Consider the following 22,121-nt stretch of genomic DNA (forward strand, 5'->3'; position numbering starts at 1 on the left):
GGATAGATATGGAAGTCATTCCTATAAAACTAAAACCACAAAAGGAATCTAATCGTTATTTTGTTTTTTAGTCCTTCACCATTCACTTTTAGTCATTAGCCAATCTTCATTTATGAAGATTATAAGCATAATGTGTATATTATACGTGTTTGACTTTATTCAATTAACACCAAAAAAAGCATATTCCTTTTGATGGGAGTATGCCTTTTTCTTATCTATAAATTATTTCAATCTTTGCAGTCTTGATCTTATCTTTTGCTTTTAACCCAAATCATGTACAAACAAACCGCTTCTCAGTTTTGGTTCGAACCATGTGGATTTTGGTGGCATAACCAAGCCAGCATCTGCAACCTTCATCAATTCATCCATGGAAGTTGGGAACATGGAGAAAGCAACTGCCATTTCACCAGAGTCTACACGTTTTTCCAATTCACCCAAACCACGCATACCACCAACAAAATCAATGCGTTTGTCCACACGTGGATCACCAATTGCAAGGATTGGTTCCAAAACTTCTTTTTGCAAAATGGAAACATCCAAGCTCAAAATTGGATCGTCTACAAGAATATCTTCTTGTGCAGTCAGTGCATACCAAGAACCATCCAAATACATACCAAATTGGTGTTGCATAGTAGGTCTATATTGACCTCTACCTGTGTATGGAAGTACGTAGAATTTCTTGGAAAGCTTAGCCAACAACTCGTCTACGCTATGACCATTCAAATCTTTCACCACACGGTTATAATCCATAATATACAACTCGTCTGCTGGGAACAAAACAGAAAGATAGTAGTTGAATTCTTCTTCTCCTGTGTAATCAGGGTTTGCTTCACGTTTTTGCAAAGCCACTTTTACAGCAGATGCGTTTCTATGGTGACCATCAGCAATGTAGAGGTTTTCCACTTCTTTGAAGGCATTCACCAAAAGACCGATTTCGGTATCGCTATCCATAACCCAAACTTTGTGACCAATGCCATCTTCGGACACAAAATCATAGATGGGTGCTTGTGCTGTCATCCAACCAGAAATGATGGATTGTGCCACAGCATTGCCTTTGTATGCCAAGAAAATTGGACCTGTGTTTGCGTTCAAAGTTGCCACGTGACGAATACGATCTGCTTCTTTATCAGCACGAGTGAATTCATGTTTTTTGATGGTTTCGTCCAAGTATTCATCAACAGATGTACAAGTTACAAGACCTGTTTGCACTTTATCATCCATAGTGAGTTGATAGATGTACAAATTTGGCATTTCATCTTGAATGAACACACCTTCTGCAATCATACGTTCCATGTTTTCTTTTGCTTTTGCATAAACAGCATCGCTATAGATGTCGGTACCTTCTGGCAAGTCGATTTCTGCTTTGTCTACATGCAAGAAAGAATGTGGTTTGCCTATAGCCATTTCTTTTGCTTCTGCACTATTCATAACATCATATGGAAGTGCTGCAACTGCTTCTGCGTATTGTGTATCTGGGCGAATCCCCAAGAATGGTCTAATGGTAGCCATATTATTTTTCCTCCTTATTCAACAAACGAACGTTGATGACACTATTGATTGCATACAAATCATTGATCAAGCTGGTTTCGTCTTCAGGTAAACTATCGCAAACAATCAAGTTGTACGCCAAATCACCTTTGGAGTTGTTCACCAATTTGTCGATATTGATACAATGTTTTGTGAACACAGCACCCAATTGACCAATCATGTTGACAATATTTTTATGACAAACAGCAATACGAGGTTTGCCATTGTATGGTACAGTACAATTTGGGAAATTGACAGAGTTTTTTACATTTCCATAGTACAAATAATCACGCAATTCCTCTGCAACCATAATGGCACAGTTTTCTTCAGATTCTGGTGTTGATGCACCCAAATGAGGTGTCATAATCACATTGTCATTGCCCATAAATTCAGCAGCAGGGAAATCAGTTACGTAACGAGCCAATTTACCAGTTGCAATGGCTTTCAACACTGCTTCGTTGTCTACCAAACCACCACGAGCAAAGTTCAACAAACGAGTGCCATCTTTTGCATGTGCAAGAACGCTTTCGTTGATGGTGTGTTTTGTGCTTTCCAAAAGTGGAATATGTAAGGTGATGTAATCGCTTTTTGCAACCACATCTTCAATGCTATCTGCTTTTTCCACTGCTGGAGAAAGATGCCATGCAGATTCCAAAGAAAGATATGGGTCATAGCCCACAACATCCATACCCAAGTCAAGGGCAGCATTTGCCACCAAAACGCCAATGGCACCCAAGCCAATGACACCCAAGGTTTTGCCCATGATTTCAGGTCCAATGTAGTTCTTTTTGCCAGCTTCTACAGCTTTGTCCAAGTTTTCTGCACCTTCCAAAGATTGAATCCATTTGGAACCAGCAACAATTCTTCTGGAAGAAATGAACAAACCGGAAAGCACCAATTCTTTTACAGCATTTGCGTTGCCACCAGGTGCATTGAACACAGGAATGCCACGTTCTGTACAACGATCTACAGGAACATTGTTTGTGCCAGCACCAGCACGTGCAACTGCCATCAAACTCTCATTCAATTCCATTTTGTGCATATCAAAGCTACGTAAGATGATACCTTGTGGATCTTGGGCAGCATCGTTGATGATGAAGTCTCTTTTTGGTAGTTTTTTGAGACCTGTTGGTGCAATGTTATTTAAAGTACGAATGGTATACATGATAATCTCCTATTTTGCGGAAGGGGAAACCCCTCCCCTACGAATTTTTCGGTTGTATTTGAATCATATACTATCTATTTTATTGGTTACGTGCTTCGAAATCTTTCATCAAAGCAACCAATTTTTCTACACCTTCTTTTGGCATTGCATTGTACATACTTGCACGCATACCGCCAACAATTCTATGACCTTTGAGGTTTACAAGACCTGCATCGGTTGCTTCTTGGATAAATGCTTTGTTGAGCTCATTTGTAGGCAAAACAAATGGTGCATTCATCATAGAACGATCTTTTTCCACAACAGTGCCTTTGAACAATTTGGAGCTGTCCAAGTAGTCATAAAGTAAAGCTGCTTTTTCTTCGTTGATTTTTTGGATTGCAGAAACGCCACCTTGTGCTTTCACCCATTCAAATACAAGACCCATGAAATAGATGCCATATGTAGGTGGTGTATTGTAAAGGGAATCATTTTTTGCATGGATATCATAACGCAACATGGTTGGTGTGAAATCCATATGATTGCCAAGCAAGTCTTCTCTGATGATGACAACGGTGACACCAGCAGGACCAAGGTTTTTTTGTGCTCCAGCGTAAAGAATGCCGAACTTGGAAACATCAATATCTTCAGACAAAATGGAAGAGGACATATCCCCAACCAAAGGTACATCACCTGTATCTGGAAGTTCTGTATATCTAGCACCATAAACGGTATTGTTGAGTGTAATGTAGAAATAATCTGCATCTTTTGAGAAAGTAGCAGGGTCAAGTTCTGGAATGTGGTTGTACAAGGAATCTTCAGAAGATGCCACAACATTCACTTCACCATATTTTGCAGCTTCTTCTGCTGCTTTTTTTGCCCATTGACCTGTAATCACATAATCTGCTTTTTTGTTTTTGCCCATAAGGTTCAAAGGAATCATTGCAAATTGTGTGGAACCGCCACCTTGCAAGAACAAGATTTTGTAATTGTCTGGAATGTGCATCAAATCTTTGAGATCTGCTTTTGCTTTTGCCAATATGGTTTCAAACATTTGTGATCGATGGCTCATTTCCATAACAGACATACCACATGAAGGGTATGATACCAATTCTGATTGTGCTTTTTCCAATACTGAAAGTGGCAACATAGATGGTCCTGCTGAAAAGTTAAATACTCGATTTTCCATAATAATAAGCCTCCTAAAATGTTTGTAGTATAGTTTCATTTGTCTTTGACATATGGTCAAATGTACAAATCATAAATAAAATTATAACACTTCAGAAAAAACCGTCAATAAAAAATAGGAAGTTTTTTGATGGTTTTTGAAAGTTTGGTGAAAGGGGATAAAAGATTGGCACCTTAGAGGAAAAGACTGTTACTTTTTTTGGCAGAAAACTGGTTGTGGAGTGAAAAAAGTGTGTGATGGGATTCACAAACATCATACTTGAAATGAAGGACACACTTATAGGAGTACTGTAGGTTTTATGGCAATACAAAAGAGAAGAAGATCGCTTCTATCCTCTGCGTGTCGAAAAAGCCGACACGCTAACTCGAAATCAGGATTTCGAGTTGTAGATATAGGCAAAAAAGACGATTTCCTCGTACAAGTGCTTCTACAAAGCACCTAGAAATCGCTTTTGTCCTCGACGAAATGCGATTCCGCCTGCGGATAAAAGTCTGCGACGCCAAAAGAAAAAAGATTTTAGTTTTTTGACAGTCTGAGGATAGAAGAAAGATTCTATCCTGTCAGTGTAGTATATTTGATTTTTGATTTGTGTAGCAAAATTGCAATGAACAGTTTAGCTCAATTCTGCTGCCAAAAGGGAAACGTCTGTAGCAAAATCATTTCTTTGGATGTGTCTCAGCTCATGTTCCAAGGCTTCTTTTTGCATTTCCACCGACAATTTGCTGTTGATGTATATATTGAAAAAACCATTGTCATCTTCCACAGTAACACCTCGTGTACGTGTAGGTAAATCCAAATAGCGTACCATATAACCGATATCAATCAACTCCCTTTAATGCTTCGATAATTTTAACTGTTTTCAAAATATCTTCTGTGGTTGCATTTCTGGACACAGAAAAAAGAGTACGCATTTCTGGTCTGGTTTTCAATTCCTCCAAAACTGCATAGGCTTCTTCATCCAAAATCAATTGGTGTTTGTTGGATTGTGAGAAATTTTGTCCAGTGATGAGATATTCAGAAGAAACTTGGAAGAAATCAGACAAATCATGGAGCAATTTTGCATTGGGTGTAGATTTAGCCCATTTGGAAGATGCACCACTGCTGATTCCCAATCGTTTTTCCAGTTCTCCTTGTGTGATATTGTGTGCTTTACAAAGTTCTTTGACACGATCTAGTAATGTTGACATGGGGAACCTCCTTCTTAATAAACTGAAAATATTCTGTAAAAACATTGACAAACTGAAAAAAATCAGTATAATAAAAGAGTAAACACTGAAAATATTCAGAATGCATTGAATTTACAGAAAAATATCTTTGTCGATACATCAATAATAGAATATATTCAGAAAAACGTCAAGTGATTTTAGAAAATTTTCAGACAAAAGGAAGGAGGAATCTATATGACATGGGAAATTGTAGTGGGACTTGCAACTTTGATGGGGTTGTTTGCATCTGTCATCAAACCAATGATTACATTGACCAATGCCATTACACAGCTCAATAGCAATTTTGAGAACTTGGCAAGTCAATTTCGTGATTTTGATACAGAAAATAGCAACAGCCACAAACGTCTATGGACACACAATGAAAAACAAGATGTGTTGTTGCAAAAACAAGAAAGACGCATCCATGACTTGGATGGCTTGTAACCAATGATTTTAGAACGCATATTATATGGTAGATACAGAAGGAATAGAAGGAGGGATTAGATGGAATTTTTAGCAAACAATGGATATTGGATTTTGGCAGCAGTGATTGCAATTGCCTTTGCAGGTGTGGCAATTTGGAAGTTTAGCCAGTTGCCAAGTGCAGAACAAGTGGCACAAGTAAAGGTATGGTTGTTGGAGGCATGTACGCAAGTAGAAAAGGAGCTTACCAGTGAAGCAGGAAAAGACAAATTACAATTGGTTTACACAAGATTTGAGCAACAATTTCCAAGAGTGGCATTGGCAGTATCGTTTGAGACATTTTCAAAGTGGGTAGATTCCGCTTTGGAAGAATTGAAAGAAGCGTTAGAAAGTGATACCAATAAAGAGGAGGAAGTAGTATGACATTGACCAATATTGGATTGGTGGAATTTGCCAAACAAAAAATGGGTACCGCTTATGTCTATGGTATGAAGGGCACAGTGATGACCCAACAAAATTACAACTATTTGCAAAGAATATATGGAACAGAATACGTTTGGTTGTCAGATGAACGTAAGGTTGGTGAAATTTGTGTGGATTGTAGTGGTTTGATTTCTTGGTATACTACAGTCACCAAAAGCTCTACCCAGTTCAAAACAGAATCTGCACCACAACCCATTGCAACCATTGCAGATGCACCCATTGGTGTTGCTGTTTGGCGTCAAGGACACATTGGTATTTATATCGGTGATGGAGAAATTATCGAAGCACGTGGCAGTGCCTATGGTGTGGTACAAACAAAGGTATCCGAAAGAGATTTTACACATTGGTTTTATATTACAGGCATTGTGTATAGTAATGAAGAAGATGAGGAGGAATATGTCGTGGAGAACATTACAGTTATTGTAGATGATGTGGAAGTGGAAATGGAAGGGATTTTTGTAGATGGTACAAATTATGTGAAAATTCGTGATTTGGCAAATGCACTTGGTGTGGAAATTGGAAACAAAGGTGCAATTCCTGTTTTGTCACTGCCAAAAGTAGAAGGTAGCGAAGTATAAGAAAAGAAGTATCAGCAATGACAATAGACGTACAGTGCAATTTGGCTGTACGTTTTTTATATGTGGCGAAATCATAAGATGTTTTTATGAGGACAATTTGATGAAGATGTGAATTCTATTTTTATGAGGGGATATGTGACATGTTTTCATTGACGAGGAAGTCGAAATGTGTCAAACTAGGAATAGTTGTGACAAAATGATTCATGGAACTTAGGAGGATTGAAATGACAAAACAAAAAAGGATTTTGACAGCAATCACAGGTATACTTGTATTGTTTGCAATGACAAGTTGTACCACAAGTCAACCAATAGAAGAAGTTGCAGAAATGACTACCATAGAAGAATCTGGAATTGTTGCCAGTGCAACCTATACCACAATTGAAGCACAAGAAAAGATATTGGAAGGTATCGTTGTACAAGAACAATACGATGGCTATGCAGGGTATCAGGCTGGTTTGGATGAAATCTATTTGACCACCATTGCAGAAAATGAGTTCACACCAGCGAATCCATATATCATTGTGAATCCATATGAAATTGCACCACAAAGTGCATTGATTGTGTTTGAAACAGAAGAAGCGGTGTCTGTCATCACTTCCATCCAAGGAAAAACACCAGAAACCACAATTACCCATACCAATAAGGATGCAACTACATACCATGAAATTCCTTTGATTGGTCTTTATGAAGGTGAAAATGTGGTGGAAGTGCTGCTTTCCAATGGAGAAAGCTATTTGTATTCCATCACCACACAAGATATTCCAACTGGATATATGAGCGAAGATACCATTGATGTATTGGCATCTGATGTGAGCCAATTGTCTGATGGTTTGTATGTGTTGAAAAATACAGGACGTACTTTGTTGGATGTCAATGGTGATGTACGTGGATATTTCACAATTGGACTTGCAACATCTGGTTGTGATGAAGTGACAAAAGATGGTCATTTGTTTGTTTCCATTGATGAATATACCAATTATTCTGCTATTTTGGAATTGGACTATATGGGTCAAGTCTATCGTGAAATCTACACAAACGATATGAATACCCACCATGAAGGGTATTTGATTGACGATAGTACCTTGCTTTTGGGTACTTCTTACATTGACTTGGATACTTATGAAGTGACTTATTACAATCCAGCATTTGAAGACATTTTCAATTATGCAGGTGGTTCTGTAGAAGTGCGTAGCTATGGCGATATGGATGCATTGCATTTGAATACCATTGAGTATGGCGGTGATGGATATATTCTGGTATCTCTAAGAAACCAACATGCAGTTGCAAAGCTCAGCTATCCAGAATTGGAAGTGCAATGGGTTTTGTCTGTGTATGACAATGCTTATATGGGTTGGGAAGATGTGTATTTGACACCGATTGGCGATGATTTTGAATGGTTCTATTCCCAACATGATGTTAGCTTGGTGCGTGAAAATGAAGATGGTACTATGGATATTACCATTTTCGATAATGGTGTTCATCGTGGTTTGGATATCTATGCAGACTATCCAGATGATGAATTGTATAGTAGAATGGTTTGCTATCGTGTAGACGAAGAAAATATGACTGTGGAACAAATTTGGGATTATGGTGAAGAATTGGGCAATCAATATTTGGGATTTGTTCATGGTAGCACACAATACATCCCAGAATCCAATACATATTTAGGCAATTTTGATGCACATGATGCCATTGAAACAGGTGGCTCTGAAGTACCTCGTGTTGCGTGTTATATCATTGAATTGACAGAAGACAAAGAAGTGGTATTGGAATTTGCTTTGGGTGCTGCTTGTTATCGAACAGAAAAATTATTGGCTGAAGTTTTGTATTCTGCATGGGAAGGTATTGGCGTTTCTACAAAAGAATATGCATTCATTGGAAATGGCGTAGAACCCTATTATAATACCATGTGGATGTCATCAGATGACGCTATGTTTGATATTTTGGAAATCAGCGCAAACCAAGACTTCTTGAATATTTCTGGTTGGGCTACCATCGAAAGTGCAAAGGATGCAGAAATCACAGAACGTAAATTGATTTTGGTGCATGAATCTACAGGCGTTGCATACCAATTCGAGGTAAGCACCAGTAGATGGTTGTTGCGAGCTGCAAGTGCCACAGATGCTAGTTTGTCAGAATTGAATGGTACAGCTGGTTTCACTCAAAAACGTATGGATATTTCAGAATTGCCAGATGGTGATTACTCCATGACAGTGGTTTCTACCATCAATGGAAATCATTATGCAGCAGAATTGGAACAAGTGTTGCAAATTGGAAAGTAATAATCAATAAGGTATAGGAGGGTCTCAATTTATATTGGGACCTTTTTTGATGCCATAAATTCCAATGGATTGCATATACCTGTAGGGACAGCCATAGCGGCTGTCCGAAACGAATACATTAAGTTTTTCTCATACATTTTTAATGTAAGAATATCTTAAACTTCCAAGACTTGTTTTGTAATAATTCTATGATAGAATGGTTATAAATGTAAATTTGATGGATTTATGATAAAAAATGATAATTATGTACTAAAATAAATACAATGGAGGTGGGGTATTTGGCGAAAAGCATCATTCGTTTGCGGAATGTTCGTAAAATATACAAAATGGGTTCTGAAACCATACCAGCAGTTGGAGGTGTGGATTTACGGATTCGACAAGGTGAAGTTTGCTGTTTGTTTGGGAAATCTGGTTCTGGAAAATCCACATTGCTGAACCTTTTGGCTGGTCTGGAGAAACCAACATCAGGCGAAATTATATTCAATAAAAAACACATAGAACGTATGAGTGAAGATCATTTGGCTAGTTTCAGACAACAATATGTAGGTTTTGTGTTCCAATCCTATAATCTGTTGCCAACTTTGACTGCTTTGGAAAATGTAACACTACCTTTGATTTTCAAAAATGTACCCATAGAAGAAAGAAAACAACGAGCCATGAAAATGCTCAAAGCAGTTGGTTTGGAGGATAGAGCACATCATAAACCACAGGAAATGAGTGGTGGTCAACAACAACGTGTCAGCATTGCAAGGGCATTCATCAACAATCCACAAGTGGTGTTTGCAGATGAACCGACAGGCAACTTGGATACCAAAACCACATATGAAATGATGGATTTGATTACAGGTTTGGCAAAAGAAAACAACCAAACATTGGTCATTGTGACACATGATATGGAACTGGCAGACTATGCAGATCGAATTGTTGTATTGTCAGATGGAAAAATTGAGAGTATAACCGAACGTACTACACAGGAGGAAAAATAAATATGAGAACAACAAATTGGAAAAAACTTGTGACATTGCTCTTGATGTGTGTTGCATTGGTAATGCCAAGCATAACCGTATATGCAGATACTGCATCCATTGTAGTGGGTGGTGAAAAGATACATGCCATTGAAAGTGGTGTGGATAACACCATAAACTTGCAAGTGAAGAACAAAGGAACAGGCACAACAGGCACTATTTTTACAGAAGCGGTGGTGTCTCCAACAGATCCTGTGCGTGTACAAATTAAAAGTGGTGCCAATATTAGCAGTCTTGGTCAAAATGCAGTTGCAGATTTGACTTTGGTGGTGAAGGTAACAGGTGAAGTGAAAGAATCCACATATCCTGTAACATTGAACTTTACCTATAATGGGTATTCCACACAAGATACCATTTATTTGGAAATGAAAGACTTTACAAAGGAAGCACAATTTGGTTTGACCAATATGCAAATGACACCATCTAGTTTGTCTACAGGTGAAAGTGGTGTGTTGTCTGGTTCCATCCAAAACCAAAGCACCTATACCATGCATGACGTGAATATCAGCTTAGAAAATTTGGAAACCACAGGCATTAGCTTGGCTTCTGGTTTCTCCAATCAATATATTTCTGAAATTGTAGGTGGTACCAGTCAAAATTTCAATTTCCAATTGGCAACCAGTACAGATATGGCAACTGGAAATTACCCTGTGACTATTTTGCTGACTTATAAAAATCAATATGGCACTGTTACAGAAAAAACACAACAATATTACATCAATGTAGGTGGTGTTTCTGGTCAAACTTCAGAAGTTTTGATTCAAAATATGGTGGAACCAAGTGGCACATATGATGTCAATGAAAACTTCACCATTACCTTTGATTTGTATAATGATGGTAGCGTTTCTGCAAAGGATATCATTGTCACTGCATCTCCAATAGATGCTTCTGCTGTGGTACCAAAATCCAATAGTATGAAAACCATTTCTGAACTTAGCGTAGGTGAATCTTATCCAATTAGTTTCACTTTTGCAGGAACAGCAGCAGCCAATACACAAAACCATGCAATTGAATTTGCAGTGGAATATACATCAGGTGGCTCAAAGGTGCATACCACAAGACAATTTGCCGGTGTCAATGTATATAACCCTGATAGTGATGATACAACAGAAAGCAAACCTAGAATCATTGTACAAGAATACCATGCAGACCCCATCAGCGTTATGGCTGGTGAAGAATTTGATTTGTCTATGGTATTGTGGAATGCAAGCAGTGAAAAAGATGTAAAGAATATAAAAATGTACTTCTCATTGGCAGAAGAAACATCTTCTGAAAGCGAAACATCAGGCAATGTGTTCATTCCAGTGAATAGCAGCAATACCTTCTATTTTGATGAAATTCCATCTCGTGGGACAGTGGATAAATCCATGCGTTTGTATGTGGTACCAGAAGCACAACCCAAAACATATACACTGACTGTCAATTTTGAATATGAAGATGCATCTGGCAATGAATACACAGCAACAGAGCTTTTGGGTATCAACGTGAAACAATCCACAGAAATCCAAATGGATGACTTTGCAATTCCAGATATGGTGGAAATGTATATGCCTGTAAATGTATCCTTTGGCTATTACAATACAGGTAGAGTCACCCTCAATAATGTTATGGTGCGTGTAGAAGGTGATGTGGAATGTGATTCCAAGAATACATATATCGGTAATATGGAAACAGGCGATAGCGAATATTATGATGTGATGTTTACACCAATGACAGCTGGTGAAGTGCCTGTGAGCATTGTCATTTCCTATGAAGATGCAACTGGTGAAGTCTATGAAGAACGTAGAGATTTCAATATGAATGTTATGGAACCTTATATGCCAGAAATGGATGATATGGAAATGATGCCAGAAGAACCACCTGTGGATATGAAGAAAATGGCAATTTCCATCAGTTTGTTGGCAGTTGGCTTGTTGGCACTCTTTGTGTTCATCAAAAAACAAAAGGGCAATATGGAAGATGCACATGCCTATGCATATGATGATGAAGAAGACGAAGAAGACGAAGAAGATGACGAAGAAGGGATGTCTTTATGAGTATAAAAGATCTCTTGGATATGGCACTTAGAAATCTCCTAAAGCGTAAACTGCGTACCTTCTTGACCATTTTAGGCGTTGTCATTGGTACAACTTCCATTGTGGTGATGGTGTCCATTGGTTTGGGGATGAATCAAACCTTTGCAAACCAATTGTCTGAATGGGGTAGCTTGCAAGTCATTGATGTCTATTCTCAAAATAGCAATATGTATTGGGGTGGCAATGATGAGGAATCTACCTTTGAAGGTGAAGCACCAAAACTGGATGATGCAGCCATTGCAGAGTTCAAATTGATGGATTCTGTGGAAGCGGTGTCACCAGTTGTGGATATGTATTTGAAAATGCAGTTTGATAAATACGTTGCAGATGCGTCTATTCGAGGGATTGAACCAGCAGCAATGGAAGCACTTGGATTTAAGGTGGAACAAGGTAGATATCTCAATGGTGAAGATGGAAAAGCCATTGTTTTGGGTGCAGATGTGATGTTTTATGACCCAAAGCTCAGCTGGGAAATGGTTTATTCCACAGAACCACCAGAGGTATATCCTTTGGATGAAACAGTGGAGGTTTCCTATGATTGGAACTTGGGTACTAGAGATGCAGACAAATCCATCAAATCCACAAAATTTGAAGTGGTGGGAATCACACCTTCAGGGGGTATGGATGGTTGGTCTGTGTATATGCCAATTGCAGAAGCCAAGAAAATACAAGAAGCACAGTTGGAATGGCAAGAAGAAATGTGGGGTAGTAGCTCCAGTAGTAGCCAAAAAGATAAAGAATACGATCGTGTCATGGTGAAGGTAGACAATATGGATGATGTGCGTGTGATACAACAATCCATCAAAGATATGGGATTTCGAGCATCTAGCTTGACAGACCAATTGGATGCCATGAATGAAACCACAAAAATGTTACGTGTGGTTTTGGGTGCAATTGGAGCCATTTCTTTAGTGGTTGCTGCAATTGGTATCACCAATACCATGGTTATGGCAATTTATGAAAGAACACGTGAAATTGGTATTATGAAGGTCATTGGTGCTTCCCTGAGAGATATCAAATTGTTGTTCTTGACCGAAGCAGCATTCATTGGCTTTGGCGGTGGCATCTTGGGTGCTTTGTTCAGTTTGATTATGTCCAAAATCATCAACTATTTCGCCATGTCTCAAGGTGGTGGCGGATTCAGTTCCTATATTCCAGTTTGGTTGTATGTAGGTTCCATTGGCTTTGCAACAGTCATTGGTATCTTGTCTGGATATTTGCCAGCACAAAGAGCAATGAAACTGTCTGCATTGTCTGCGATTAAGACAGAATAAAATTGATATTTTGTGTAGTAAAATACGCCACAAAATTGCAGTGTATTGTAAATGTAGGGGCGTTCCTATGTGAACGCCCATCATCAATAGCCACGAAATGAAATTATATCGCAAACCAAAAATCATCCTACAACAGGGATTGATATTTCAATTTTAGGAGGAAGATACAATGTACATATACAAAACAGAAATTTTAACAGTTGGTACAAAATGGTTTTCAGATAAAGCGAATACCAAAGATATCGCTTTGTTGGATCAGCTCATCAACGATAAAACTGCTGAAGGATGGGAATTGGTCACATATGACTATATGGCAACATCTCTACAAGTGAAAGGTGCATTTGTTGTTACATTTAGAAAACAACAAAATTGTTAATTCAATGCAACTGTAGGGGAGGATATTATCCTCCAGCAACAAACCACGCAAAATTTACATTTTCTATTATGAGGAATTTCGCTTTCCAACAGGATAGGAGGTGTAAATATGAAGAAACGTAGTACAGCAGGTTTGATTTTAGACTTAGTTTTGACCATCTGTACAGGTGGTTTGTGGTTGATTTGGATTTTAATTCGATATCTACGTAGAAGTTAAAAACGTATGACATGAGGGAGTTTCTACAACTGTAGAGGCTCCTTTTTCTATGGAATTGTTTAAACAAATGGTTTTTGGATATACTATCTTTGCAAAAAGGAGATGATTTCAATAATTCACTTGGCGACAGCACCCATTTGCATTGGCTTATTTTACACATATATCCGTGACAAGTACGAAAAAGAACCCATTTATATGTTGTTTTTGGGTTTGTTGTATGGTGTCATTGCAACCTTTGTCATTTATGCATTTGGTGTCTGGCTGGAAGGTGTTTTGCCACATGAAGAAACACCATTTTACACAGCATTTGTCAGCTCTGCATTTGTGGAGGAGCTTGTAAAATATATTTTTTTATTTGCATTTTTACGAAACAACAAAGAAAACAATGAACCTTTTGACTGCATTGTCTATGCTGTGTTTTTGTCACTTGGGTTTGCATGGTTGGAGAATATTGTGTATGTAAATCATCCAACAATGGGTGGTATTGGCACTGGATTTTTACGTGGTGTGGTATCGGTTCCATCACATGGGTTGTTTGGTGTTTGGATGGGGTATCATTTCGGACAAGCAAAATTTTTCCATAAAAGAAGTGGATATCTATGGGCATTTCTTGCACCTTATTTGGTACATGGTGGATACAATTATTTTTTATTGGCAGAATCCAATTGGTTTTGGGTTCCATTTATTGTGCTGGAAATTTGTCTTTGGAAATGGTCTTTTGTATACATGAAACGGTTTCAATTGACATCACCCTTTAAATAAGAAAAAAATATGTGGTATTTGGATAGTTTTCATAAAAAATAGGCATTTAGTTTTTACATTCTGTGAGTAGTTTTTATTGAAAAATTCCACAAAACAGGTTATACTAATACTAATGACATGTAATGGGTATTTGTGGAGGTAGAACAGTGGTAGAAGCGGTGAGCTGTGGCGGTATCGTCATATACAAATGGAAAATCCTTCTGTTGTATAAGAACCAAAACGGCAGATATATGGGTTGGGTATTGCCCAAAGGCACTGTGGAAGAAGGCGAATCCTATCGCCAGACTGCTTTGCGTGAAGTCAAAGAGGAATCTGGTGCCACTGGTGAAATCATCAAATATGTTGGCAAAACACAATATACCTTTAAGGGTGGTGACGATATCGTCAACAAAACGGTGCATTGGTATTTGATGAGTGCAAATTCGTTTTTTTGCAAGCCACAAAGTGAAGAGTTTTTCGCAGATGCAGGGTTTTATAAATTCCATGAGGCATATCATCTTTTGAAGTTCAATGATGAACGCCAAATGTTAAAAAAAGCCTATTATGAGTATAGCGAATTGCGTAAAAACAAAGAGTTCTTGAAAAAGAGATTTTCCGAGAATCCAAATTTATAATCCAAACAAAGAAAAGGAGAAACGCTTATGAAAAAATATTTTGAAGTAACACCTGATTTTGATGGTTTGAAAAACAAAATTATCGTTATGAAAGATAGCGATGATAAAAAAATGTTCTATGTTGCAATTGCAGTGATGGTTGCTTTGTTGGCAGCAGTTGCTTTTGGCGTTGCATATTTGTTGAAAACCAAAATGGAAGACGAATACGATGAATTCGACGAAGATTGGGACTATGATTGGGAAGACGAAGACTTCGATGATGAAGACGAATGCGATTGTGACGAATGTTGTTGTACAGACAAAGATGTAGATGCAAGCGTAGAAGTAGAAGAAGTTTAATTTTTAGAGTAATTTTGCACTAAGATAGTTTGAAGCAATTGGAGTGATGAATGATGAAATACCTATTTGTCACTCCATTTTCAACCCCTGGTTGGGACAAAAAAAGCATCTTGGGACGCATTGAGACCAAAGGAGGTGAAGTATGGAAGAAAAATTGCGATTGCTGAAGCGAATTGCACCAGATCTTACAGAGGAAATGATTCGTAGATACCGAGTTTTGAAAACGGTGAAGTTGTTGCAACCTTGTGGCAGACGAATGGTGGTGCTTTCTCTTGGTATGACAGAAAGAACGGTTCGTAGTGAAATTGAGCGTTTCAGTATGCACAAACTTGTGGAAGTTTCCAAAACCGGTATGACTTTGACAGAAGATGGACTTGCTGTTTTGGAAGGCTTGGAACCGATTTTTGCAGTTCTAACAGGGCTTACAGGCTTGGAAGAGAGAGTGACAAAACACCTTGGCGTGAAATGTGTGTATATTGCACAAGGGGATGCAGACGATAGTGCAAGAACCAGAAAAGAAATGGGTCAGTTGGCAGTTAGATATTTGTTGGAACAAGTCAATGGAAATAGTCGCATTGCCATAACAGGTGGTTCTACCATGGATACTTTGGTGGAAGCGGTTCCAGAAATGGGCAATCCAATTGCAAAAATGGTGGTGCCGGCTCGTGGTAGCATCGGACGTAAAATGGAGTTGCAAGCAGATACTTTGGCGGTGCGTTTGGCAGATAAGTTGCAAGGGGAATATCGCCTGCTTCATGTGCCAGATAATTTGAGTGAAACGGCTTTGGAAGAAATGAAAAAACAACCAGACATTGCAGAAACTTTGGAAGAAATGGAAAAAGCAAACATTCTTCTTTTGGGTGTTGGCAATGGGTTGGAAGTGGCACAAACCAGACGTTTGGATGAAGATGTGCAAGTGTATTTGCAGCAAAAAGGTGCAGTTGCCGAAGCTTGTGGCTACTACTTTGGTATGGAAGGGGAAGTTTTATACAAAACACCTTCTCTTGCGGTGGATATTAAGAAGGTATCTGGTGCAGACGAAGTCATTGTGGTTGCAGGTGGCAAACGTAAGGCGGAAAGTATTTTTGCAGTCAGTCGCAGTATCCCAAAGGGTACTTTCATTATAGATGAAGGAGCGGCTATGGAGATTATATCCATGCCTCAAAAACATCAAAAAGATTGAACAAAAAGAGAAAAGGTAACAACTAAGAAACAAAAGGATTGGGTAACAGTAAGTATTGGGAAAACATAAGTTTGAGAAAAATGTATTTCGAAGGGAGAAATAAAACATGTTGAGCAAAAAATCAGTAGAAGATCTTCAAGTAAAAGGCAAAAAGGTATTGGTAAGATGTGACTTCAACGTTCCATTGCAAGAAGGTGTCATCACAGACGAAAACAGAATCGTTGCTGCACTTCCAACAATTGAAAAATTGGTTGCAGAAGGCGCAAAAGTAATTCTTTGTTCCCACATGGGCAAACCAAAAGGCGAAGCAAAACCAGAACTTTCTTTGGCTCCAGTAGCAGTTCGTTTGTCTGAAAAATTGGGCAAAGCAGTTGTATTTGCTAACGATGACGAAGTTGTTGGTGCAGAAGCAAAAGCTGCTGTTGCTGCAATGAACGATGGCGATGTTGTTTTGTTGCAAAACACACGTTACAGAAAAGAAGAAACCAAAAACGAAGAAGCATTCAGCAAAGAATTGGCTTCTTTGGCAGAAATATTTGTAAATGATGCTTTTGGTACAAGCCATAGAGCACATTGTTCCACAGTTGGTGTAACAGAATTCGTTTCTGAATCTGCTGTTGGTTACTTGATGGAAAAAGAAATCGCTTTCTTGGGCAATGCAGTCAACAATCCAGAAAGACCTTTCGTTGCAATCTTGGGTGGTTCCAAAGTATCTGATAAAATTGCTGTAATCAACAACTTGTTGGAAAAAGTAGACACATTGATCATCGGTGGTGGTATGGCTTATACATTTGCTGTTGCACAAGGTGGTACAGTTGGCGATTCCCTTTTGGAAATGGATAAAGTAGACTATGCAAAAGAAATGATCGCAAAAGCAAAAGAAAAAGGCGTAAACCTTTTGTTGCCAGTGGATACAGTTGTAATCCAAGGTTTCAGCAATGATGCAGAATCCCAAATCGTTTCCACATTGGAAATCCCTGATGGCTGGGGTGGTTTGGATATCGGTCCAAAAACAAGAGAAATCTTTGCAGATGCGATCAAAGGCGCTAAAACAGTTATCTGGAATGGACCTATGGGTGTATTTGAATTCTCCAACTTTGCACACGGTACAGAAGCGGTTGCAATTGCTATGGCTGAAATTGATGCAACAACAATCATTGGTGGTGGTGATTCCGCTGCTGCTGTAAACATCTTGGGTTATGGCGATAAAATGACACATATCTCCACAGGTGGCGGTGCTTCCTTGGAATTCTTGGAAGGCAAAGAACTTCCAGGTGTTGCGGCTGTTCAAGATAAATAAAATCAAGATCAAAAGATAAGACCGTGGGCTTTGCCCGCCACCCATAAACTTTTTGAAAAAAGTTTAAACAAAAACTTTATTGCCACACGATGCATCGTGTGGGGGTGGAGGCTTGATCGATGTAATATGTAGGGGATGGTCTTGACCATTCCGTTGAAACAAATTTTACTGTAGGGGAGGATATCATCCTCCTGTGCATTGTATAAGGTAAATACACAATATTATAGGTCAGTATACCACTGGACTTTTTTGCTCAGCGGAAACGTAGTTTTCGCAGAATAAAGTTTAGGTTAAGCCTTTTCAAAGGCTTACAGGTGTGGACAGAGTCCGTGGTTTTGACCTTATCATTCAAAAAGGAGAATATCATCATGCGTAAAAAAATCGTAGCTGGTAACTGGAAAATGAACAAAACACCTAAAGAAACAGCAGCTTTCTTGAGCGGTGCAAAAGACAAAATGGTATCTGACGCTGTAGACGTAGTGTTCTGCGTACCTTTCGTAGACTTGCAAGTAGCAGTTGATGCTTTGGCTGGTACAGGCATTGGTGTTGGTGCTGAAAACATGCATTTTGAAGATGCTGGTGCGTTCACAGGTGAAGTATCTGCTCCTATGCTCAAAGAAATGGGCGTAGAATACGTTGTTTTGGGTCACTCTGAAAGACGTGAATATTTCGGTGAAACAGACGAAATGATCAACAAAAAAGTGAAAAAAGCTTTGGCTTCTGACTTGAAACCAATTCTTTGCTGTGGCGAAACATTGGAACAACGTGAAGCTGGTATCACAATCGAATGGGTACGTATGCAAATCAAATGCGGTTTGCTTGGCTTGACAGCTGAAGAAGTACAAAAAGTGGTTTTGGCTTATGAACCAATCTGGGCTATCGGTACAGGCAAAACAGCTACATCCGAACAAGCACAAGAAGTGTGTAAAGCAGTGCGTGAAGTGGTTGCTGAAGTTTATGGCGATGCAACAGCTGACGTGGTTCGTGTACAATATGGCGGTAGCGTAAGTGGTGCGAATGCAGCTGAATTGTTCGCAATGGCTGACATTGATGGCGGTTTGGTAGGTGGCGCTAGTCTCAAAGAAGATTTTGCTGACATCATCCACTACAACAAATAAGAAAACCATAAAGGTCAAGGGAAAGGTCAAATGATAAGACCGTCAAGGCTCTGCCTCGACACTCCGCAAGGGGATAATCCCCTTGACCCTTTTATTTGCAATTTAAAATTGAACGCATATCAATGAATATGCACAAAGTATAAATATACAGGCGGTCAAAGTACTTTGACCGCAATAATAAAGTTTAGGTCAATCCTTTTCAAAGGATTGTAGGGTGCGGGACAAAGTCCTGCGGTTTTCATCTTTTGATCTTGATTTTGACTTTTTAGAAAGAGAGGAAACGAAATTGGATAAAAAAACTACGGTTTTGATGATTTTAGACGGTTATGGCTGGAACGATGAAACAGAAGGCAACGCAATTGCTTTGGCAAACACACCTGTATTGGATGGTATCTTTGCAAAATACCCAACAGTAAAAGGTTTTGCAAGTGGTCGTGATGTTGGTTTGCCAGATGGCCAGATGGGTAACTCCGAAGTAGGTCATTTGAACATGGGCGCTGGTAGAATTGTATACCAAGAGCTGACTCGTATCACAAAAGCAATCGAAGACGGTGATTTCTTCGAAAATGCAGAATTATTGTCTGCTGTGGAACATTGCAAAAAGAACAACTCCGCTTTGCATATGTTTGGATTGCTTTCTGACGGTGGTGTGCATAGTCATAATACACATTTGTACGCTTTGTTGCGTTTGGCAAAAAAACATAACTTGGAAAAAGTATATGTGCATGCATTCTTGGATGGTAGAGATACACCTCCATCTTCTGGCGCTGACTTTACATCTGCTTTGGAAGAAAAAATCCGTGAAATTGGCGTTGGCGAAATCGCAAGCGTTATGGGACGTTTCTATGTAATGGATCGTGACCAAAGATGGGAACGTGTGGAAGAAGCTTATGCAGCAATGGTAACTGGTAAAGGTACAACTGCAACAGACGCAGTAACCGCTATCAAAGACTCCTATGCAGCTGGCAAAACAGACGAGTTTGTGGCTCCAACCATCATTGTCAAAGAAGATGGTATGGCAAAAGGTAAGATTTCAGACAACGATTCTGTAATCTTCTTCAACTTCAGACCTGACCGTGCAAGAGAAATTACAAGAACTTTCTGTGATGCAGAATTCACAGGTTTTGCTCGTGAAAAAGTGGCACAAAACTTGCAGTTCGTATGCTTCACAGAATACGATAGAAGCATTACAGAAAAAGCAGTTGCCTTCAAACCACAAGTGCTTTCCAATACATTGGGCGAATACCTTTCTTCTTTGGGTAAAACACAACTTCGTACAGCAGAAACAGAAAAATATGCTCACGTTACTTTCTTCTTCAACGGTGGGGTGGAAGAACCAAACGCAGGTGAAGAAAGATGGCTTGTACCTTCTCCAAAAGTGGCAACATACGATATGCAACCAGAAATGAGTGCAGTTGCTGTAACAGATGGCTTGGTGAAAGCAATCAACTCCAAAGAATTTGATTTGATTATCGTAAACTATGCAAATCCAGATATGGTGGGTCATACAGGTATTATTGAAGCAGCTGCAAAAGCTGTGGAAGCTGTGGATGGCTGTATCGGTCAAGTAATGGAAGCATTGGTTGCAACAGGTGCAAACATGTTCATCTGTGCTGACCACGGTAACAGTGATGTGATGGTGGACTTCGAATCCAATCAACCATTTACAGCACATACCACAAATCCAGTTCCATTTGTTTTGGTAAACTATACAGATGGCGTTGGCTTGGCTGAAAATGGTAAATTGGCAGATATCGCTCCAACATTGTTGGAAATGATGGGTATTCCAGTACCAGCTGAAATGACAGGTAAAAGCTTGCTTGTTGGTAAATAATACAACAAAAATTACCATTTATTTTTGCAAAATCCATGCAGAAAAAACCTTCCTTTGGGTACAATATCTTTGTAACCAAAACAACAAAAGGAGGTCATGACATGGAAAAATGTAATCAATGTATCAAATGTACTGTACAACAATGTAAACACCATCACCAATCCAGAAACTTCTGCACTTTGGATTGTATCGAGGTGGGTACACACGAAGCAAATCCCAAAATGGATCAATGTACAGATTGTACTTCTTTTGATTTGAGATAACAAATGATAATGACCCTTTGCCTATGACGAATAGACAAGGGGTTATTTTTGTTTGGAATCAGAATGAATTTGAACTGTCATTCAGAGCGTTTGACCTTTTGGTCGAAGAGTGAAGAATCTTTCTTTTGCATTATACTTGGATTTAACAGAAAAAAACTTGCATTTTGTCGAAGTTGTGGAATATACTGAATAAGAGGTGATTGAAATGAGAATTTATATGGTACGCCACGGTGAAACAGATTGCAATGTACGTGGTATGTTTTATGGTTGGCATGATTGCGATATCAACGAAAAGGGAATTGCACAAGCAACCAGTTTGCATGAATATTTCAAAGATGTGGAATACGATAAGGTGATTTGTAGCGATTTGCTTCGAGCAAAACATACAGCAGAAATCATTGTTGGCGATAAAGAATGTGAATTTATAACCAATGAAAAATTACGTGAATTGAGCTTTGGCGATTGGGAAAATACATATCCAGATGACATCCATAAACAATATGGATACGATACCAAAAATTGGGGCAAAAGTATTTGGGATGCAGGTCTCATTCCAAATGGCGAATCCCATGCACAGTTTTATGATCGAATTGTGGCTGGTTTCCAAGAAATTGTAGCAGAGAATAAAGGTAAAACCATCATGATTGTGGCACATAATGGAACTTTGTGTGCATTGTTTGCATATTTGACAGGTGTTGGCAGATTGGGCTATTGGAATTTCTTTGCTCATCAAGGGTGTTACAATTCCTTCTTGGTATCTGGGGAACGTGTACTTGTGGAGGGGATCAATATTCCAGCAAAATAAATAAGGTAGTCAAACAGTCAGGATGATGAATTCTTGGCTGTTTTTTCTTGTAATTTTAAATTTATGTCATCTTTCATACATAAACCAATGGTGCAAACAGATGTATGTG

Annotated in this window: 22 protein-coding genes; 17 read left to right on the forward strand and 5 right to left on the reverse strand. The window is 38.8% G+C overall.

The annotated features are described in order from the left end of the window. Positions 1–261: 261 nt before the first annotated feature. From MJY40_RS03155 to MJY40_RS03175, 5 genes are all read right to left on the reverse strand, one after another. Entirely contained in the window at positions 262–1,509 is a 1,248-nt protein-coding gene (locus MJY40_RS03155; protein WP_317855627.1) for a DUF1015 domain-containing protein, read from the reverse strand. Between the two features lies 1 nt (position 1,510). Then, complete coding sequence (locus MJY40_RS03160; protein ID WP_317855628.1) at positions 1,511–2,692, reverse strand: 3-phosphoglycerate dehydrogenase family protein; 1,182 nt, start codon at positions 2,690–2,692, stop codon at positions 1,511–1,513. A gap of 79 nt (positions 2,693–2,771) precedes the next feature. Beyond that, positions 2,772–3,857 carry a 3-phosphoserine/phosphohydroxythreonine transaminase gene (gene serC / locus MJY40_RS03165; protein ID WP_317855629.1) on the reverse strand — a complete coding sequence of 362 codons (1,086 nt, stop codon included), beginning with the start codon at positions 3,855–3,857 and terminating at the stop codon, positions 2,772–2,774. A gap of 613 nt (positions 3,858–4,470) precedes the next feature. After that, positions 4,471–4,620, reverse strand: coding sequence for a hypothetical protein (locus MJY40_RS03170; RefSeq protein WP_317855630.1), 150 nt, complete (start codon positions 4,618–4,620; stop codon positions 4,471–4,473). Positions 4,621–4,675: 55 nt separating this feature from the next. Further along, complete coding sequence (locus tag MJY40_RS03175; RefSeq protein WP_317855631.1) at positions 4,676–5,044, reverse strand: helix-turn-helix domain-containing protein; 369 nt, start codon at positions 5,042–5,044, stop codon at positions 4,676–4,678. Positions 5,045–5,257: 213 nt separating this feature from the next. Between MJY40_RS03175 and MJY40_RS03180 the strand changes: the two genes are divergently transcribed. The 17 genes from MJY40_RS03180 to MJY40_RS03260 all read left to right on the forward strand — a co-directional run bounded on the left by MJY40_RS03180 (position 5,258) and on the right by MJY40_RS03260 (position 22,012). Next, entirely contained in the window at positions 5,258–5,506 is a 249-nt protein-coding gene (locus MJY40_RS03180) for a hypothetical protein (RefSeq protein ID WP_317855632.1), read from the forward strand. Positions 5,507–5,566: 60 nt separating this feature from the next. Continuing rightward, positions 5,567–5,908 (forward strand): phage holin, LLH family, encoded by a 342-nt coding sequence (locus tag MJY40_RS03185; protein ID WP_317855633.1) that lies wholly within the window; start codon positions 5,567–5,569, stop codon positions 5,906–5,908. Continuing rightward, positions 5,905–6,546 (forward strand): NlpC/P60 family protein, encoded by a 642-nt coding sequence (locus tag MJY40_RS03190; protein WP_317855634.1) that lies wholly within the window; start codon positions 5,905–5,907, stop codon positions 6,544–6,546. Before MJY40_RS03185 ends, MJY40_RS03190 begins: the two co-directional genes overlap by 4 nt. A gap of 224 nt (positions 6,547–6,770) precedes the next feature. Continuing rightward, a complete protein-coding gene (locus MJY40_RS03195) occupies positions 6,771–8,828 on the forward strand; it encodes an aryl-sulfate sulfotransferase (protein WP_317855635.1) in 2,058 nt (685 codons plus the stop codon). A gap of 263 nt (positions 8,829–9,091) precedes the next feature. Continuing rightward, positions 9,092–9,814, forward strand: a complete 723-nt coding sequence (locus tag MJY40_RS03200; protein ID WP_334305917.1) for an ABC transporter ATP-binding protein — start codon at positions 9,092–9,094, stop codon at positions 9,812–9,814. 2 nt (positions 9,815–9,816) lie between these two features. Further along, positions 9,817–11,889 carry a COG1361 S-layer family protein gene (locus tag MJY40_RS03205; protein ID WP_317855636.1) on the forward strand — a complete coding sequence of 691 codons (2,073 nt, stop codon included), beginning with the start codon at positions 9,817–9,819 and terminating at the stop codon, positions 11,887–11,889. Continuing rightward, positions 11,886–13,202, forward strand: a complete 1,317-nt coding sequence (locus MJY40_RS03210) for an ABC transporter permease (protein WP_317855637.1) — start codon at positions 11,886–11,888, stop codon at positions 13,200–13,202. Before MJY40_RS03205 ends, MJY40_RS03210 begins: the two co-directional genes overlap by 4 nt. A 169-nt stretch (positions 13,203–13,371) precedes the next feature. Then, the gene (locus tag MJY40_RS03215; protein ID WP_317855638.1) at positions 13,372–13,578 is read left to right on the forward strand and encodes a DUF4177 domain-containing protein; all 207 of its coding nucleotides are present in this window, start codon (positions 13,372–13,374) and stop codon (positions 13,576–13,578) included. A gap of 318 nt (positions 13,579–13,896) precedes the next feature. Next, complete coding sequence (locus tag MJY40_RS03220) at positions 13,897–14,556, forward strand: PrsW family glutamic-type intramembrane protease (RefSeq protein ID WP_317855639.1); 660 nt, start codon at positions 13,897–13,899, stop codon at positions 14,554–14,556. A 146-nt stretch (positions 14,557–14,702) separates the two neighbouring features. Then, on the forward strand, positions 14,703–15,170 hold the full coding sequence (locus MJY40_RS03225) for an NUDIX hydrolase (RefSeq protein WP_317855640.1): 468 nt from the start codon (positions 14,703–14,705) through the stop codon (positions 15,168–15,170). A 27-nt stretch (positions 15,171–15,197) separates the two neighbouring features. After that, positions 15,198–15,509, forward strand: a complete 312-nt coding sequence (locus MJY40_RS03230; RefSeq protein WP_317855641.1) for a hypothetical protein — start codon at positions 15,198–15,200, stop codon at positions 15,507–15,509. Between the two features lie 142 nt (positions 15,510–15,651). Next, positions 15,652–16,692, forward strand: coding sequence for a sugar-binding transcriptional regulator (locus MJY40_RS03235; protein ID WP_317855642.1), 1,041 nt, complete (start codon positions 15,652–15,654; stop codon positions 16,690–16,692). A gap of 106 nt (positions 16,693–16,798) precedes the next feature. Next, positions 16,799–17,992, forward strand: a complete 1,194-nt coding sequence (locus tag MJY40_RS03240; protein WP_317855643.1) for a phosphoglycerate kinase — start codon at positions 16,799–16,801, stop codon at positions 17,990–17,992. A gap of 365 nt (positions 17,993–18,357) precedes the next feature. Beyond that, complete coding sequence (gene tpiA, locus MJY40_RS03245; RefSeq protein ID WP_317856401.1) at positions 18,358–19,110, forward strand: triose-phosphate isomerase; 753 nt, start codon at positions 18,358–18,360, stop codon at positions 19,108–19,110. 286 nt (positions 19,111–19,396) lie between these two features. After that, positions 19,397–20,944 (forward strand): 2,3-bisphosphoglycerate-independent phosphoglycerate mutase, encoded by a 1,548-nt coding sequence (gene gpmI, locus MJY40_RS03250; protein WP_317855644.1) that lies wholly within the window; start codon positions 19,397–19,399, stop codon positions 20,942–20,944. 101 nt (positions 20,945–21,045) lie between these two features. Next, the gene (locus tag MJY40_RS03255; RefSeq protein WP_317855645.1) at positions 21,046–21,207 is read left to right on the forward strand and encodes a DUF1540 domain-containing protein; all 162 of its coding nucleotides are present in this window, start codon (positions 21,046–21,048) and stop codon (positions 21,205–21,207) included. A gap of 205 nt (positions 21,208–21,412) precedes the next feature. After that, a complete protein-coding gene (locus MJY40_RS03260) occupies positions 21,413–22,012 on the forward strand; it encodes a histidine phosphatase family protein (RefSeq protein ID WP_317855646.1) in 600 nt (199 codons plus the stop codon). Positions 22,013–22,121 lie beyond the last annotated feature (109 nt).

Origin of the sequence: Chakrabartyella piscis, from assembly GCA_030067835.1 — a bacterium.
Taxonomy (GTDB): domain Bacteria; phylum Bacillota; class Clostridia; order Lachnospirales; family Anaerotignaceae; genus Chakrabartyella; species Chakrabartyella piscis.